Consider the following 16905-nt stretch of genomic DNA (forward strand, 5'->3'; position numbering starts at 1 on the left):
TGATACTTTTAAAGCTGTAACTCAAAAATACAATCTGAACGGTGCTATTGTGCATTCTGACAGAGGAAGTCAGTACACTAGCGAAGCATTTAAACAGGTTCTTGCTAATGCAGGAGTTAGTCAAAGTTTAAGCGGAGTCAATCATTGCTTTGATAACTCTAGGATGGAGAGCTTCTTCGCAACGCTCAAGAAGGAACTCCTTTACAGGATTCCAACCTATCGCATGAAAAGAGAAGAAGTAAAAACAATGATCTTCAGGTATGTATTTATATATTACAATCAAAAACGGATATATACATCAAACCCGGATGGACTTCCGCCGGTTATGTATAAGCAGTTGCTGGAGGTTCAACTTCTGGCAGCATAGGAACCATAAACAATTTAGTGAGTTTGAAGACTCTACTTATCTTGACAGTTCCAATTACCCTTTTTTTGATATGAAAAAGGTAAAGAAAATATATTGATAATCTTGTTCTTCTCCCATATTGCAAATTCCTTTCAAAACAAAAAACTGTAATCACGGTGATTATTCTGCACGAATTTTAGTTTTATATTTCGTCTTGATATGGCGAAATAATTAGCGGGGTATTAGGGGTGAAACCCCAATTTTTGCAAAACTCGTTTTTGTGAAAATGCCTAACAAGCGGGCAATGTTACAACACGAAGTGGGATCACATTTCCCTATGCTTGCTAAGACATAAAATAGCTATAATTTCGGGCTAAATTATTCTACACTTACCTTTTGATTTTTGCCTGTATAAATTCTAAATCTCCCATGAATGGAGTACCAACTAAATACCATTCACCACCATTTCTTTCCCATGCCATTTCTATTCTTGTGTCTACCCATTCTTCGTCAACAAGAACCTGCAAACATTCTCCACAATGAAAGCCATCATGCTCCCATAAGTCATCGACTAAAAGTCCGTACCGATTGTTTTCAGAATTATATCCTAATCGTCCCTGTATTACTTCTGCCATTTCATTTTTCCTCCATTCTTTTTTCTTTTACCGCTTGCTTTTTATAAGCAATAAAAGGGAAAATACTCCCTGTGTCGGTCAACAAATGAAGAAGGTAACACCGCAAAAGTTGGGGGACTTTTGCGGTGTTTATCCCCCATGGTTTGCGGTGTTGCCATGTTCTTTTTTACTCCATTTTCCAAAGCCATGCCACACCATTTTTTATGGATTTAACTCCTAATTCACGCTTTACATTCTCAACGGTTCTTTTTGATACTCCTATTACTTTTGCCTGTGCGAAAATAGAAGAAACTGGTACTTCTTTCCCATTACTAAGTATCTTTTTCAAAAATTCTTCTGCCGCCTTATGCTTATCTCTGCCTGCAAACCCTGAAAGAAGTTCATCAGCTGAAATATCATATTCCCCAAGCCAAGTAAAACCATTTTCATCTAATCGAAAAGCCATTGTACTGCCCTCAGCCGCGAGATTACACTTAATCTGTGCCACTGCACGAATTGTGCTATCATCTGGAACTCTTGCTACCAACAGTACACTTCGTGCTATTGCAAAGAAATCAATCGAGCCGATACCGCGATATGCCGCCTTTGCCCCACTACCTTTATTCATGTGACCAATCAAGATAACTGCACAACCTGTACGCTCCGCCATAGCCCCTAACTTCTTTGTCATTTCTCTTGCTTCATTCGCACGGTTCATATCCACTCTATCACCTAAGTACGCCTGCAATGGGTCAAGAATAAGTAACTTTGCTTTCGTTTCTCTCAATGCTTCCTCCAAACGCTCATCATCCATATAAAGGGATTTTTCACTATCATCAATAACCTTTACTCTGGAACAGTCAGCTCCTGCCGCCATTAGTCGTGGCTTTACCGTATCAGCCAACCCGTCCTCTGCCGTTTGATAAACGACATTTACAGGGCTTGTCTGTATAAGATTACCTGCTTCATCAAAACATTTACCTTGCGTTAGCAACGAAGCTAACCAAAGTGAGAAAGTCGTTTTTCCCTCACCGGGGTCACCTTGAACGATTGTTAGTTTGCCAAACGGAATGTAAGGCTTCCAAAGCCATTTAATTTCCTCTGCTTGCACAGTATCCATGCTGATGATTTTTAGTTTGCTTTCCATTTCAGACCTCCATTTTTGTATTGTATTTAGAAGCCCGCTGTGATAAGATATAAGCAACAAAAGGGAAATATCCATCAAAGCAGGCGGCTCTTGTATTTGCAGATACAAGGGCTTTATTCTTTTGTTTTTAATTCATCTGCTGTAACCATATACGGCATTTTATCTCTTTCCATCAACTCCAGAAGTTGCTTTAGAATAGCTCTACAGTCCTCTAAAACCGTTATATCCGTATTGATGGCATTATTCTCCATTTTTTCTATTTGTTCCCTTAAACGACGAATTTCAATGCTTAAACGGTCACTCTGGTATTTACCGACCACAATATTTAATTGCTGATGAAGTAATGATTGTATATAATAATGTCCTTTCGGCATACCACTAATTTTGATACGTGCTTCAATCTCCCGACGTTCTTCTGGTGTTGCACGGAAGCATACCCTCTGATTGCGCAAGCGATTTTTATCAAGTCCGCTCACTACAAACCCTCCTTATACTCTGTATCAAGCCTGTCAGCAAGCTTTTTCTGTTTATCTGGATATAGATGTGAGTACGTATTTAGCGTTGTTTCAATTTTTTCATGTCCCAAGCGATTGGCTATTTTTAATGGCGAAAATCCCATTTCCACAAGCATGGAAGCATGACTATGGCGTAAATCGTGTAGCCGTATACGCTTTACCCCGCTTTCTCTAATGCCTCTCTGCATTTCATGTTCCAGATAGTATTTTGTTATTGTAAATAACCTGTCCTTATTCTTTGGTTGATATATACCACTTATATAATCTTGTAAATCTATCACAAGAAACTGCGGTATTGTGATAACCCTCTTGCTTTTAGGTGTTTTAGGCTCTGTAATGATATCCTTTCCGCTTAGTCGCTGATAGGATTTGTTAATACTTATCGTCCGCTTTTCAAAGTCCACATCTCCAACCGTAAGAGCCAGTAATTCACCCAGACGCATTCCCGTCCAATACAAGGTCATAAATGCCATATAGGATTGATGCTTGTTCATAATACTATCTACAAAATCAGAGAACTCCTGTTTTGTCCAAAACTGCATTTCCTCCGCATTGCTCTTGCCCATGCTTCCTGCTTTTTGACACGAATTGTTTGGCAAATTATAATACTTAACAGCATAATTAAATATTGCCGCTACTTGATTATTTATCGTTTTAAGGTATGTTGCCGCATATCCTTGTTGCATGAGTTCATTCCGCCATTTTCTAATATCTGGGGCTTTTATTTCATTCATTTTTAACTTTCCAAAATACGGAAGTACCTTTAAGTCAATAATATATTTTTTTGTGCGCATAGTATGTTCTCTTAGTCGCGTTTCCATATCCGCATAGTAGATTTTCAAAAAATCCTCAAATAGCATATTAAAATCTGCCTGTTGAGTTACAAGGAACTGACGCAACCATTCTTCTGCTTCTCTCTTTGTGGCAAATCCACGCTTCATTGATTTTTTTCTATTGCCTTGCCAATCCGTATAGCGGTACTGGATAAGCCACTTTCCTGTTTTAGGGTCTTTCTCTGCTTTTGCAGCCATTAGCTATCTCCTTTACACTCCAAATCCGTACCATTTCTTTTCGATATAGCGGCGTGGACATTTCCCTGCAACCGTAATATAGCCTTGCTTTTTTAAATCTGCATTGAGTTCACGAATAATTTTATATGCCTGTCCAACCGATATTCCGAGTTTTTCAGAAAGTTCAGTTGCAGTAATATAAGTTTTTTCTTGAGTGTTCATATTATTTCTCCTTTCTTTGCGACACTTATGTGACTGTTTGTATTTATATTTTACCAGTCCTTTTTGTGACTGTCAATAAACTATTTAATTTGCTCTCAAAATATGGTAGAATTGTAATGGTGAGGTGATACATTCGATGACGATAAATGAAAAAATTAAATGCTTTCGCACATTAAAAAATATGACCCAAAAAGCATTGGGGGAAGCAACAGGGATTGGGGAAGCGACAATTCGTAAATATGAATTGGGAATAAGAAATCCAAAGCCTGCACAAATAAAAAAGATTGCACAGGCTTTGGATGTTGGAGAAAATATATTTTTTGATATTCCACTAGCAACATTGGATATTGCTACTGCTGGAGAAGCTGCTTCTTTATTACTGTTATTAGAAAATAAACTTGGAGCCTCATATTCCTTTTCCAGATTAAAAAACGGTGATATAGATACAAAAACTCTTTCTATTCATTTTGAAAATGAAACTGTCAACAAACTATTGGCACGCTGGATTTCCGATTGTCAAATAAGTCAAAATGGCAAGTCTTTTATTACACGACATAGCGATAATATATCCGACAGTGATAAGACCGCCTTGGAAATACATTCACAGGTTATCCTAGAAGAAACAAAGCAATCTATTACATCCAATCAGACTTTGTTATCCGATAGCATTGACAAATAAAATTTGTACTCATTTTGTACTCAAACCGCATAGAAAAACGCCATAAACCCTTGTATTTACTGGGTTCATGGCATTATTTTATTTATTCCAACTCAATCGTCCCCGGTGGTTTTCCCGTCAAATCATATACTACACGATTTACTTGATTTACTTCATTAATTATCCTGCTTGTAATCCTGCACAAGACCTCCCAGGGTATCTCAGCCGCTTCTGCAGTCATAAAATCTATAGTATTTACCGCTCTCAAGGCAACCGCATAATCATAGGTTCTCTCATCTCCCATGACACCTACACTTTTCATATTTGTAAGTGCTGCAAAATACTGCCCTATCTTTCTTGAAAGCCCCGCTTTTTCAATTTCCTCACGGTAGATGGCATCCGCATTTTGCAATATATCTACCTTTTCCGGAGTTACCTCACCTATTATCCTTATACCAAGTCCGGGACCTGGGAAAGGCTGACGAAATACAAGATTTTCAGGTATACCCAGCTCAAGACCGACTTTCCTTACCTCATCCTTAAACAAATCTCTCAACGGCTCTATAATTTCCTTAAAATCAACATGTTCAGGTAAGCCTCCTACATTGTGATGTGATTTTATAACAGCACTTTCACCACCAAACCCGCTTTCAACAACATCAGGATATATAGTTCCCTGTACAAGAAAATCGACTTCACCTATTTTTTTTGCCTCTTCTTCAAATACATGTATAAATTCCTCTCCTATTATTTTTCGCTTCTTCTCAGGATCTGTAACGCCCTTCAATTTATTATAAAACCTTTGTTTCGCATCTATCCTTATAAAATTCAGTTTATAAGGTCCATTCGGACCGAATACGGATTCAACCTCATCAGCCTCATTTTTCCTTAAAAGCCCGTGGTCAACAAAAACACAGGTAAGCCTTGTTCCTATAGCACGGCTCATCATAACGGCAGCCACTGATGAATCTACGCCGCCTGAAAGTGCACATAAAGCTCTGCCTCCTGCAACCTTTTCCTTTATACCTTTTACTGCTTCTTCGGCAAATGTATCCATGCGCCAATTTCCTGAACAGCCGCATATATCCCTTAAAAAATTCTTTATCATCATGCCGCCGTATTCAGTATGCAAAACCTCAGCATGAAACTGAAGTGCGTAAAGGCGTTTTTCATTATTTTCTGCTGCCGCAACAGGGCAGTCTTCTGAATGTGCAGTTATCTCAAAACCCTGTGCAACCTTTTTTATATAATCAAAATGGCTCATCCAACATATTGTAGGTGAATCTATACCTTTAAATATAGGACTTGATGTATTGTCAATAAATACCTCCGTCTTGCCGTATTCCCTTATCTGCGCAGGTCCTACGCTTCCTCCAAGTAGGTGCATCATAAGCTGTGCACCGTAACATAATCCAAGTACGGGTATTCCCATAGAAAAAAGTTCCGTGCTGTAAGTCGCAGCATTTTTGTCATAACAGCTGCTAGGGCCTCCTGTAAGTATAATCCCCTTTGGAGAAAGCTTTCTTATAACATCAAGCTCCGTTCTGTATGAAAAAATCTCACAATATACATTGTTCTCTCGTACTCTCCTTGCGATAAGCTGGTTATACTGCCCGCCAAAATCCAAAACCACCACTACTTCTCTCTTTAATTCCAAGACTTTTTCCTCCATTGACTTATATTTAATTTATTTTAACTCTTTAATTTTAATCCCTTTTTTATATACTTTCCGGTATATGAAATTTTCGACACAGCAACTTCCTCAGGGGTACCCTCTGCAATTACCCTACCGCCTCCTTCTCCACCCTCAGGTCCCATATCTATAATATAATCTGCACATCTTATTACGTCAAGATTATGTTCTATAACTACAACTGTATTTCCACTTTCTGAAAGTCTCCTTAATATATCTGTAAGTTTGTGAACATCGGCAAAATGAAGACCTGTAGTGGGTTCATCAAGTATATATATAGTTTTTCCTGTAGCCCGTTTTGAAAGTTCCGATGCAAGCTTGATTCTTTGTGCCTCGCCCCCGCTTAATTCTGTTGAAGGCTGACCAAGTCTTATATATGAAAGTCCTACATCATAAAGGGTCTGCATCTTTCTACTTACAGTAGGTATGTTTTCAAAAAAATCAAGAGCCTCCTCAACTGTCATATTAAGTACATCATAGATAGATTTTCCTTTATATTTTACATCAAGGGTTTCACGATTGTAACGCTTTCCTCGGCATACCTCACAGGGTACATACACATCAGGCAGAAAATGCATCTCTATCTTTATTATACCATCTCCGCTGCATGCCTCACACCGTCCTCCTTTTACATTAAAACTGAAACGTCCTTTTTTATATCCCTTTGCCTTTGCCTCCTGAGTTGCGGCAAAAAGATCACGTATCATATCAAATACTCCTGTGTAGGTCGCAGGATTTGACCTTGGGGTTCGTCCTATAGGCGACTGATCTATCGCTATCACCTTATCAAGCTGATTTATACCATCTATGCCTTTATGCTTTCCTGCTATTGTATATGCACGATTCAGTTTTTTTGCAAGGCTTTTATACAAAATTTCATTTACAAGTGAAGACTTGCCTGAACCTGAAACTCCCGTTACACAGGTCATTATACCAAGAGGTATATCAACATCTATATTCTTAAGATTATTTTCCTCTGCCCCCTTTACTTTAAGCCATCCGGCAGGTTCTCTTCTTGTCTGAGGAACCGGGATTTTCAGCTCTCCTGACAGATATTTTCCTGTAATTGATTCAGGATTTTTCATAATCTCCCCGGCATTTCCGCATGCCACTACTCTGCCGCCATGTTCACCCGCACCCGGACCTATATCAACTATATAATCCGCCTCTCTGATAGTATCCTCATCATGTTCAACCACAAGTACGGAATTGCCAAGATCCCTCAGATGCTTAAGTGTTGCAAGAAGTTTATCATTATCTCTCTGGTGAAGTCCTATACTGGGCTCATCAAGTATATAGGCGACACCCACAAGCCCTGAACCGATCTGAGTTGCAAGCCTTATCCTCTGTGCCTCTCCACCGCTTAAAGTTCCTGTCGCTCTGGTAAGGCTCAAATAATCAAGTCCCACATCTATAAGAAAAGAAAGTCTTGCCTTTATTTCCTTTATAACAAGTGAACCTATTGCCTGCTGCATCTCAGTCAGTATAAGTCCGTCCATAAATTCTTTAAACTTTACTATTGAAACATTTATGGCATCATATATGTTTTTTCCGCCTATTGTTACTGCCAGTGCCTCTTTCTTAAGTCTTTTTCCATTACAGCTTTTGCAGGGCGATATCCTCATATACTGTTCATATTCCGCCTTTGAACTCTCTGAAAATGTTTCCTTATAACGCCTTTCAACATTTCTTATAAGTCCCTCAAATACGGTAGGATATACTCCTGTTCCTCTTTGCCCTGAGTAATGTACATCAACCTCCCTGTCAGTACCGTATATAAGCATGTCATGGATATTTTGCGGATATTCTTCAAAAGGTGTATCAAGATCAAAGTTAAATTCCCTGCATAATGCCCTCAGCATAGCATTTGTATAGCTTTTTTTATCATTGCAGCTCTGCCAGCCAAGAACTGTTATCGCCCCTTCATTTATACTGAGACTTTTGTCAGGTATCATAAGATCCTCATCAAATTCCATAGTATAACCGAGACCTATACAGTCAGGACAGGCACCAAATGGATTGTTAAATGAAAACGTTCTAGGTTCGACCTCCTCTATGGATATGCCGCAATCAGGACAGGCGAAATTCTGTGAAAAGCTTATCCTCTCACCATCTGTTATATCAGCTGCCGCATACCCCTCTCCAAGTACAAGTGCCGCCTCAAGCGAGTCAGTAAGCCTCTTTTCAATGCCTTCCTTTATAACAAGCCTATCAACCACTATATCTATACTGTGTTTTATATTTTTGTCTAATGATATATCTTCAGTAAGTTCATACATGCTGTTATCTATAATAGCTCTTACATATCCGCTTTTTCGTGCCTGTGAAAGCACCTTTTCATGCCTGCCTTTTTTTCCTTTTACCACAGGGGCAAGCAACTGAAATTTTGTTTTAGAAGGAAGTTCCATAATCCTGTCAACCATCTGATCTATACTCTGTTTATATATCTCTTTTCCGCATTTTGGACAGTGGATAATACCTATCCTTGCATATAAAAGTCTAAGATAATCATATATTTCAGTAACAGTACCGACTGTAGATCTGGGATTTCTGTTTGTTGATTTTTGATCTATTGAAATAGCCGGTGAAAGTCCTTCTATACTCTCAACATCAGGCTTTTCCATCTGCCCTAAAAACATTCTCGCATATGAGGAAAGAGATTCCATATATCTTCTCTGTCCCTCAGCATAGATTGTATCAAAAGCAAGTGAGGACTTTCCGGAACCTGAAAGCCCTGTAAGTACCACCAATTCACCTCTTGGTATGTCCAGTGATACATTTTTTAAATTATGCTCATTTGCACCCCTTATTTTAATATATTTTTTTTCCACCTGTATTATAACTCCATATTTTTAGATTTAATAAACAAGTTATGCTCTCTCCAATCATTCAGCTTTTATTTTTTATTTAACCTTCTTTTTAAAACAACTGTTTATTCCTCGTTTATAGAAGAATTTAAAGAAATATCTGCTGATAGTTTTTCCGGATAGCTGTTGTTACAGACATCTATTTTTCCTGATATACTTTTTCCAGATATCCGTTTATTCCTCACTTTTGGTAAAGAGCCTTGATATACCGCATCATATTATAACACAGTAAATATTAAAGTTCAGTATGTTTTATTATAAAACCAAAACATATGTTTTCCCATATATAAAAATAAAGATCCGGTCTTTAAAAAACCGGATCACAACATACAGACTTTTAAATCTGTACTGAAATCTTATTTAAGTACCTTGCCAAGGAAACTTTTAAGTCTGGGACTGACAGGGTTTGAAAAAAACTCATCAGGTCGATTTTCTTCTATAAATTCTCCCCTATCAAGAAATACAACCCTATTTGCTACTTCCTTGGCAAATCCCATCTCATGAGTTACAACTACCATGCTCATATCGGTTTTTGCCAAATCACTCATAACACTAAGCACCTCTCCTACCATCTCAGGATCAAGTGCCGAAGTCGGTTCATCAAAAAGCATTACATCCGGCTTCATACAAAGTGCTCTTACTATGGCAATCCTCTGCTGTTGACCTCCTGAAAGCTGTGAAGGATAAAATTCGGCTCTGTCTGCAAGGCCAACTCTTTTAAGCAGCTGCTCTGCATATTCATGTGCCTCTTCTTCACTCTTTCCTTGCAGCTTTACAGGTGCAAGCGTCAGGTTTTTAATAACATTCATATGCGGAAAAAGATTAAACTGCTGGAAAACCATCCCCATCCTCTGCCTATGTTTATCTATATCCACATTTTTTTGACATATATCTTCACCATCAAATATTATACTTCCTGAGCTTGGTTCTTCAATTCTATTAAGGCATCTTAAAAAAGTTGACTTTCCTGAACCTGAAGGACCTATGATACATACTACATCGCCCTTATATATATCAAGAGTAATCCCCTTAAGAACCTCCGTTCTGCCAAATTGTTTAGTCAGCTTTTCTACATGCAGCAGCACATTTCTATCATTTTCAGCAAATGCCTTAGTTTTGATATCTGTATTAATTTTATCTTCCTGCATGTGAAAGCCCCCTTTCAATTATATTTACCACATAGCTTAGACCCAGTACAAGTATAAGATATATAAGTGCTACCGCTATAAGCGGCATAAATGCTGAATAAGTTTTTGATCTTATTATATCAGCAGCCTTTGTAAGGTCTATAAGTGCTATATACCCCGCAACTGAAGTCTCCTTGAGCAAAACTATAAATTCATTGGCAAGTGTAGGTATTATATTTTTAATCGCCTGAGGCATTATTATATAGCGCATGGTCTGATTATAATTAAATCCAAGACTTCTACCTGCCTCAAACTGCCCTTTAGATATTGACTGTATGCCGGCACGAAATATCTCAGACTGATATGCACCTGAATTAATACCAAATGCTATGACTGCAACGAGTGTTTTATCAACCTTCATACTGCCAAATACTATAAAGTATATTATAAGTAGCTGTATCGTTACAGGAGTACCTCTAATCACCGCTATGTAGATGTTGCATATAGCATTCAGCAGCCTGAGTTTTTTGGTATGCTCATATTTACTCCTTATCATAGCTGATGAAGCCCCCAGTAAAAGACCTATAATTACCGCAAAAAATGTAATTATAAGTGTTACCTTAAGACCGCCTGTGAGATAATGCCACCTGCCGTCCTTTATAAAATTAAGTATAAACTGTTTTTTTAAATCTTCCCACATATACAACTTCCTTATAGAAATCCTGTTTTAATTAAATCAGTGCCTTAATTTCAGAAGTATTTCACTATTCTGCCTTTATATATTTTTTAACTATTTCCTTAATCTTACCCTCACTTTCAAGTTCAGCAAGCGCTTTGTCAATCTGTGTAAGAAGCTCCTTGTTTCCCTTTTTAACAGCAATAGCATATTCTTCTTTAGCAAATGCAGTATCAAGTATTTTTATACCTGAAGTATCTTTTATAAGTGCCTTGGCAGTTTCTTCATCAATTATAACTGCATCAACCTTGTTCTGAATAAGGGACTGAACCGCATCAACACCTTTATTGTAAGATTCAATGTTTGCATCCTTTACACCCTCTGCAAGAATTGCACCGGTAGTACCCTCCTGTACACCAATAGTCTTTTTCTCAAGATGTTCAGGTTTTGCTATATCAGAATTATCTTTTACTATAATTACCTGCACTGTATCTGCGTAAGTTTTTGAAAAATCAACATTCTGCTTTCTTTCTTCAGTAACCGACATTCCTGCCATAACCATATCCGCTTTTCCTGAAATAACCTCAGGAATAACAGCTGAAAATGCCACATCCTCTATCTCAAGTTCAAGTCCCAGCTTTTTAGCTATCTCACCCGCTATTTCGGCATCAATTCCTACTATATCATCACCCTCATGAAATTCATAAGGCGGAAACTCAGCATTTGTAGCCATTATAAGCTTGCCTTTTTTAACTGTTTGTAAGCTGCCCGCATCTGAAGTATCTCCTTTTGCATCAGACTTATCATCAGCTGTATTTTTACTGTCCGAAGCACCGCTTTGCATCTCAGATTTAGTATCTGAAGGCTGACTCTGGGTTGAGCTCTGATTTGAACTGCATGCTGTAATCATAAATACCGCAAGTCCTGCCGCTGCCATTAAAATAAGTATTTTTTTCATAAAAATATTCCTCCCTTTATAAATTGTTTTTTATAATTATACATGTTTTTGTATAAAAATCAAGTCTTTTTATTAAATTATACAAGATATATACATAAACATATTTGTACGCTTAATTTTTACTCATTAAATTTGGATTTGACATACCTACATGAAAGCCGGCATTTAGCCCTACAAAACCAAATTTACTTTTACAACTAACCGTATATTTCGTATATTCAGTATATTCATAAAAAAACAGTGTACTGCATAAGCTGCAATACACTGTCAATATATGTTGTTATTCTACATATGATTTAAGCATCCAGTCAAGTTTCTGGTATTCTTTAAGATATCCATTAAACATATCTGAAGTAACCTTATCGCCTTCATCATCTGCAAGATCAGCAATCTCCTTTGTGTCCTTTATCCAATACTCGACATCTTTTAAAAGTATCTTAACAGCATCAACACTTGATACGGGAACATCATCAAGCTCTTTAACTGCCGTAGCTGACAGAGCTTTTTTAAAGCTTGCAATAGGTGATTCACCCAATGATAAAAGCCTCTCAGCAACTTCATCAAGTATCTCTGCCGCCTGATCATACAGCTCCTCAAATTTTGCATGAAGTGTAAAAAAGCTCTTGCCCTTTACATACCAGTGAAGATTGTGAAGCTTGATATACATTACTTCCTGATTTGCAAGATAAACATTCATTTTGTCGTTTAATTTTTTACTCATTATATTTTCCTCCATTAAATTAAAATATATTATTTATATATATATTCTATATATTTATTAAACTAAAGAATAGCGATGTATAGCTATCTTATAGATGAAAACAGTATTAATTACTGTTTTCTATACACCATATTCTATCACATTATGTATAAAAGTCAAGCAAAATAATTGCACAAAATTTAATGTTATTTGAGCTTATTTTTGCCAAATTGCAGATAGTCATACCTTTTAGATATATTAAATCTCATAGAATCACTTACAAACTGACTCCCGGATACTGTAAACAATACTTTTGTATATATTAAATCTTATTTAATCCATCTACAGTATCATTTTTATTTTCCTTACACGGCATATCGTTATATCTGTATTTTGACATATTATACACTATTACAAGCATAGGTATAATCATTATATAGGATATATAACTTATAGCGGCATTGTTAATATCAGTGTCAAGGAAAGGTGGTAGAGTTGAAAGCAGGTTATTTACTATATGTACAAATATTGTATATTTAAGCGACCTTGTTCTATAATATATTATCCCAAGCACTATGCCTATAAAAGCGGTATATACCATCTGTACAGGTTCTCCATGCCATATTCCGAAAGTTATACCTGAAACTATAATTGCTGCGGTACTTGAACCTAATTCTTCAATATAATTATATATAAGCCCTCTAAATACAATTTCTTCAAATATAGGACCTGCAATTACAACCGATATAAACACCCATATATATGGTTCACTGTCAATACCGGACCATGACTCCTTAAAATTATCCATACTTTCAGATATTACAGCCACATTCCCAAGTATTTTACTTAAAAATGTGAGCCACAGCATCGCAATTCCGCCTACTCCAAAAGCTGCTACCGAAAGTGCAGGCATCAAAGAAAGCTGGTTTTCATGTTTTTTATTCCCAAATCTTGTAATGAACCATATACCAAACAAAGGTACCATAAAACAGCAAAATAAGGCATCCAGAAAAAAATTATTATTTGAAGCCCATTCCGTAATATCAATCCCCAATGCGCTCGAAACAACCAACATTATACTGTAAAAAACATCCGTTAACAGAGATGTACTTACTAAAATAAAAACTACTAAAATTATATTATCTATATCTTTCTTTGTTCTGTCATCAAACATATCCATATATTCCTTATATTATAACCCCGTCAAATCCTTGACCTTTATACAGAGTTATTATAACAGATATATATAATTTATTGCAATAAGCTAAAAATGGTTTTTATTTTTTATTTGCTTTATGTAACGATTTATTATATTATATGAAATGGCATGTATTATCTGCCTTTTAACAAAAATAATTATAAATTATATTATATATATAAGGATGGATTTTTCAATGAGCGACATAAAACTTACAAAAATGACAGGCAGCTGCGGCGGATGAGCTTCAAAAATAGGGCCTGATACCCTTGCGCAGGTTCTGCGCAGCCTTCCTGAATTTAGTGATCCAAATCTTCTTGTCGGATTTGATACTGCCGATGATGCTGCAGTATACAAATTGACTGATGAATTGGCACTTATACAAACAGTTGATATATTTCCCCCTGCTGTCGATGACCCTTACGAATACGGTCAGATCGCTGCAGCAAATTCACTTTCAGATGTATGGGCAATGGGTGGTAAAGCAAGGCTTTGTATGAATATACTTATGTATCCTGAGGATATGCCTCCTGATGCAGTTAATGCTATATTAAGGGGCGGATATGATAAAGTTATGGAAGCAGGTGCCATAGTTGTAGGAGGACATACCATAAAGGATGACATACCTAAATACGGATTATGTGTTTCAGGCCTTGTACATCCCGACAAAATCCTTAAAAATAATGCAATCAGGGAAAATGATATACTTATACTTACAAAAGCCATCGGTACCGGGCTGCTTATAAATGCGACAAAAGGTGAGATAGCTGATGAAGCACAGTATAAATCAGGACTTGATTCAATGGTATGCTTAAATAAATACGCTGCTGAAGCAGTGCAAGACCTTGACGGAATACACGCCTGTACTGATGTAACCGGTTTTTCTATAATAGGGCACAGCTTTGAGATGTGTGAAGGAACAGGACTGCAGGCTTTAATTAATCATAAAAAAGTTCCGTTTCTTCCCGGAGCTGAAGACTTCGCAAAGATGGGGCTGGTACCGGCTGCCACTTATGCAAATAGAAGATATCTTAAAAAACATGTGGGGCTTTTATCCGATATACCTGAATACATAACCGATATATTATATGATCCGCAGACCTCAGGAGGTCTCCTTTACAGTGTTGATCAAAATAATGCACCTTATGTATTGGAAGCACTTAAAAAAGTATGCCCCTATGCAGAAGCCATCGGAAAAATTGTTAAAGGAAATGAACACCCAATCTCTATAATATAGACTAAAGTATAGTTGTTCTACATATTTACTATACTCTCATACTTTATTAAAAAGGAGCTCTGTGCAATCACTTAGCACAGAGCTCCTTTTTAAATACCGCCGCTAAAGCTGAAACAGAAGATTTAAATTTGATAACAACGTATTATTTTCATACCTGAATAATCAAATAATAACGCCTTAAAAGCCTTAATTTTCAACACAGCAGTCAATAAGACCTCCTATAAACTTTTTAATTTTTATATTTCCGTGTTTGAAGCTTTTACCGCATATAAAATTAATCTCATTTCTCATTTGTTCAAAACCGAAAAGTCTATCCCCGTATTCATTATATATAGGGTCTGCATAGTCATCCATACCTCTTGCTGCAAGACCTGAAAGTGCTGCACCTGCCGCACGTCTTATTCTTTGCTCGACACTTTTTGTATTGTCTCCCAGCATACCGCATATATCCCTCATTGATACATCTCTTACATCCATACCTTTTTCAAAAAGATATACGGCTATATCCATAATATCCTTGCTTCCGCTTTCACTCAATATACCTATCTCTCTGAGTACACCCTTAAGCCTTTTTGTAAACTTTACAACATCATCCTCTTCATATACTTTTATCTCCTCATCTGAAATTACAGGCTTATCAATACTTCTGCTTTGATCATTATTATATCTGGGCACTATCTCAAGTACTCTTTTAAGCATCCTTGAAAGCTCGGTTGTTTTTAGTACTTTTGTCAATTCAATTTCATTTAACGGCTTGTGCAGTATATAGCTTACCCCTGACATATATATTTTTTCAACACTTTCAGCATCATAAGCCGATGAAAAAATAAAAATATCACTTTCAGGAAATAATACGGAAGCTTTTCCTATTTTTTCAATCACCGTATTATCCATAATTCTACTGTCAATTATAAATACATCAGGCTTTTCATCTCTTAAACCGACAAGAGCCTCCTCTATACTATCAAAAGAACCGGCAGTTTTGCCAAGTTTTTTCTCGTCTATCAGTGAAGTCAGTCTGACACTAAGGGTTCTAACACATCCGATCAGATAAATTTTCATCAAAATAATCCACCATCCTACTACTTATTGTTTTATTTATAAAGTTCCTATGACTCCCTCCCAAAAATTTTAAAATATAGGAACTACTGTAAAATATATAAAAAAACAGTTTTATTACTATACAAAAGCTTTACATAAACAGAATATACCATGTAAACTTTTGTAGTTTTATGCATTTATCATTTTCTGCTATAAATTTACCATTATATTAATAATAACGCAAGTGATTTTTTATTGTAAAAGTATATGTATTGTTTTTATTAAAACTTACACTTAGGTCCGGTACTTGAAATACCTGTTCTAAATTATTGCAATATATGTCTATTATGAAAAATTATTAAAAGTATGCACCGGTATAGAGCATATCAGATATCAATTTAGGTGAATTGAAAATCTAACTTCCGTTTATAAAAGTAACTTCCAGTTGAACGAGAAACTTCCACTTTTGCAGGAAAGTAAAAATATTTTTGTTAAAAAAAATGCGATTTTTATGTAAACTTTACTTACAGTTTCTTATTTTTGCGCATGCAAAACAGGACACTGGGATACATTTCTTTCATTTGTGAAAGACTAAGTTCCACTGCCCTAATGGGTTAAGGGGTAGCGTGTTCATAGGTATAGAGTTAATGGTTTAGGATAAGTCGGTCTTTGACGCCGGCTTATTCTATTTTGAGGAGAAATGGTTGCAGTGTTACTTCATCAGGATCTATCCGTCTGATTCCCATTTTGTGGATTATCTCTTCTCCGTAGAAAAAGGAAAATACATCGTAAGGTGTTCTGCCACCAAGAACCTTTCGTGGCACAGAATTAATGTGGCTGAATAAAAGGTTTAAGTACATGCTGTGTGAGCCCTTCAAACTTCCTGCCGTTAGGAA

General features: G+C 36.6%; 16 protein-coding genes and 1 pseudogene. 3 read left to right on the forward strand and 14 right to left on the reverse strand.

What is annotated here, in order from left to right:
* Positions 1-367: IS3 family transposase (locus HMPREF9333_RS12390; protein ID WP_207635705.1), on the forward strand; the 367-nt coding region annotated here is incomplete at its 5' end.
* A gap of 368 nt (positions 368-735) precedes the next feature.
* Here the strand turns inward: HMPREF9333_RS12390 and HMPREF9333_RS00185 are convergent.
* The 5 genes from HMPREF9333_RS00185 to HMPREF9333_RS00205 form a co-directional block, all read right to left on the reverse strand.
* Entirely contained in the window at positions 736-981 is a 246-nt protein-coding gene (locus HMPREF9333_RS00185) for a DUF5348 domain-containing protein (protein WP_005538940.1), read from the reverse strand.
* Positions 982-1147: 166 nt separating this feature from the next.
* Entirely contained in the window at positions 1148-2107 is a 960-nt protein-coding gene (locus HMPREF9333_RS00190; protein WP_005538941.1) for an AAA family ATPase, read from the reverse strand.
* A 113-nt stretch (positions 2108-2220) separates the two neighbouring features.
* On the reverse strand, positions 2221-2583 hold the full coding sequence (locus HMPREF9333_RS00195) for a plasmid mobilization protein (protein ID WP_040882002.1): 363 nt from the start codon (positions 2581-2583) through the stop codon (positions 2221-2223).
* Entirely contained in the window at positions 2583-3653 is a 1071-nt protein-coding gene (locus HMPREF9333_RS00200; protein WP_005538942.1) for a site-specific integrase, read from the reverse strand. The genes HMPREF9333_RS00195 and HMPREF9333_RS00200 overlap by 1 nt, the downstream gene beginning before the upstream one ends.
* A 12-nt stretch (positions 3654-3665) precedes the next feature.
* Entirely contained in the window at positions 3666-3854 is a 189-nt protein-coding gene (locus HMPREF9333_RS00205; RefSeq protein WP_005538943.1) for an HTH domain-containing protein, read from the reverse strand.
* 136 nt (positions 3855-3990) lie between these two features.
* Between HMPREF9333_RS00205 and HMPREF9333_RS12040 the strand changes: the two genes are divergently transcribed.
* On the forward strand, positions 3991-4533 hold the full coding sequence (locus HMPREF9333_RS12040; protein ID WP_005538944.1) for a helix-turn-helix transcriptional regulator: 543 nt from the start codon (positions 3991-3993) through the stop codon (positions 4531-4533).
* 82 nt (positions 4534-4615) lie between these two features.
* On the opposite strand, the gene guaA is transcribed toward HMPREF9333_RS12040, so the two are convergent.
* The 7 genes from guaA to HMPREF9333_RS12045 form a co-directional block, all read right to left on the reverse strand.
* Positions 4616-6184, reverse strand: a complete 1569-nt coding sequence (gene guaA, locus HMPREF9333_RS00215) for a glutamine-hydrolyzing GMP synthase (RefSeq protein WP_040882003.1) — start codon at positions 6182-6184, stop codon at positions 4616-4618.
* A 20-nt stretch (positions 6185-6204) separates the two neighbouring features.
* Positions 6205-9036 (reverse strand): excinuclease ABC subunit UvrA, encoded by a 2832-nt coding sequence (gene uvrA, locus HMPREF9333_RS00220; protein WP_005538948.1) that lies wholly within the window; start codon positions 9034-9036, stop codon positions 6205-6207.
* Between the two features lie 392 nt (positions 9037-9428).
* On the reverse strand, positions 9429-10220 hold the full coding sequence (locus HMPREF9333_RS00225) for an amino acid ABC transporter ATP-binding protein (protein ID WP_005538950.1): 792 nt from the start codon (positions 10218-10220) through the stop codon (positions 9429-9431).
* Positions 10207-10899 (reverse strand): amino acid ABC transporter permease, encoded by a 693-nt coding sequence (locus tag HMPREF9333_RS00230; RefSeq protein WP_005538952.1) that lies wholly within the window; start codon positions 10897-10899, stop codon positions 10207-10209. Before HMPREF9333_RS00230 ends, HMPREF9333_RS00225 begins: the two co-directional genes overlap by 14 nt.
* 64 nt (positions 10900-10963) lie before the next feature.
* A complete protein-coding gene (locus HMPREF9333_RS00235) occupies positions 10964-11833 on the reverse strand; it encodes a transporter substrate-binding domain-containing protein (protein ID WP_005538953.1) in 870 nt (289 codons plus the stop codon).
* Positions 11834-12113: 280 nt separating this feature from the next.
* A complete protein-coding gene (locus HMPREF9333_RS00240) occupies positions 12114-12554 on the reverse strand; it encodes a Dps family protein (protein ID WP_005538954.1) in 441 nt (146 codons plus the stop codon).
* A gap of 301 nt (positions 12555-12855) precedes the next feature.
* Positions 12856-13707, reverse strand: coding sequence for a CPBP family intramembrane glutamic endopeptidase (locus tag HMPREF9333_RS12045; protein WP_169311752.1), 852 nt, complete (start codon positions 13705-13707; stop codon positions 12856-12858).
* Positions 13708-13984: 277 nt separating this feature from the next.
* On the opposite strand from HMPREF9333_RS12045, the gene selD reads away from it, so the two are divergent.
* The gene (selD, locus tag HMPREF9333_RS00255) at positions 13985-14968 is read left to right on the forward strand and encodes a selenide, water dikinase SelD (protein WP_276981354.1); all 984 of its coding nucleotides are present in this window, start codon (positions 13985-13987) and stop codon (positions 14966-14968) included.
* Between the two features lie 186 nt (positions 14969-15154).
* On the opposite strand, the gene HMPREF9333_RS00260 is transcribed toward selD, so the two are convergent.
* The gene (locus HMPREF9333_RS00260; RefSeq protein ID WP_005538959.1) at positions 15155-16030 is read right to left on the reverse strand and encodes a DNA-binding domain-containing protein; all 876 of its coding nucleotides are present in this window, start codon (positions 16028-16030) and stop codon (positions 15155-15157) included.
* Positions 16031-16689: 659 nt separating this feature from the next.
* Positions 16690-16905: pseudogene (locus HMPREF9333_RS12395) on the reverse strand (IS30 family transposase); the annotation flags it as partial.

The sequence above is a fragment of the Johnsonella ignava ATCC 51276 genome, from assembly GCF_000235445.1.
Classification (GTDB): Bacteria; Bacillota; Clostridia; order Lachnospirales; family Lachnospiraceae; genus Johnsonella; species Johnsonella ignava.

Coding starts and splice junctions, on each gene's coding strand:
- HMPREF9333_RS00185 (WP_005538940.1), bottom strand. CDS start 981: ATGGCAGAAGTAATACAGGGACGATTAGGATATAATTCTGAAAACAAT.
- HMPREF9333_RS00190 (WP_005538941.1), bottom strand. CDS start 2,107: ATGGAAAGCAAACTAAAAATCATCAGCATGGATACTGTGCAAGCAGAG.
- HMPREF9333_RS00200 (WP_005538942.1), bottom strand. CDS start 3,653: ATGGCTGCAAAAGCAGAGAAAGACCCTAAAACAGGAAAGTGGCTTATC.
- HMPREF9333_RS00205 (WP_005538943.1), bottom strand. CDS start 3,854: ATGAACACTCAAGAAAAAACTTATATTACTGCAACTGAACTTTCTGAA.
- HMPREF9333_RS12040 (WP_005538944.1), top strand. CDS start 3,991: ATGACGATAAATGAAAAAATTAAATGCTTTCGCACATTAAAAAATATG.
- guaA (WP_040882003.1), bottom strand. CDS start 6,184: ATGGAGGAAAAAGTCTTGGAATTAAAGAGAGAAGTAGTGGTGGTTTTG.
- HMPREF9333_RS00225 (WP_005538950.1), bottom strand. CDS start 10,220: ATGCAGGAAGATAAAATTAATACAGATATCAAAACTAAGGCATTTGCT.
- HMPREF9333_RS00230 (WP_005538952.1), bottom strand. CDS start 10,899: ATGTGGGAAGATTTAAAAAAACAGTTTATACTTAATTTTATAAAGGAC.
- HMPREF9333_RS00235 (WP_005538953.1), bottom strand. CDS start 11,833: ATGAAAAAAATACTTATTTTAATGGCAGCGGCAGGACTTGCGGTATTT.
- HMPREF9333_RS00240 (WP_005538954.1), bottom strand. CDS start 12,554: ATGAGTAAAAAATTAAACGACAAAATGAATGTTTATCTTGCAAATCAG.
- HMPREF9333_RS12045 (WP_169311752.1), bottom strand. CDS start 13,707: ATGTTTGATGACAGAACAAAGAAAGATATAGATAATATAATTTTAGTA.
- HMPREF9333_RS00260 (WP_005538959.1), bottom strand. CDS start 16,030: ATGAAAATTTATCTGATCGGATGTGTTAGAACCCTTAGTGTCAGACTG.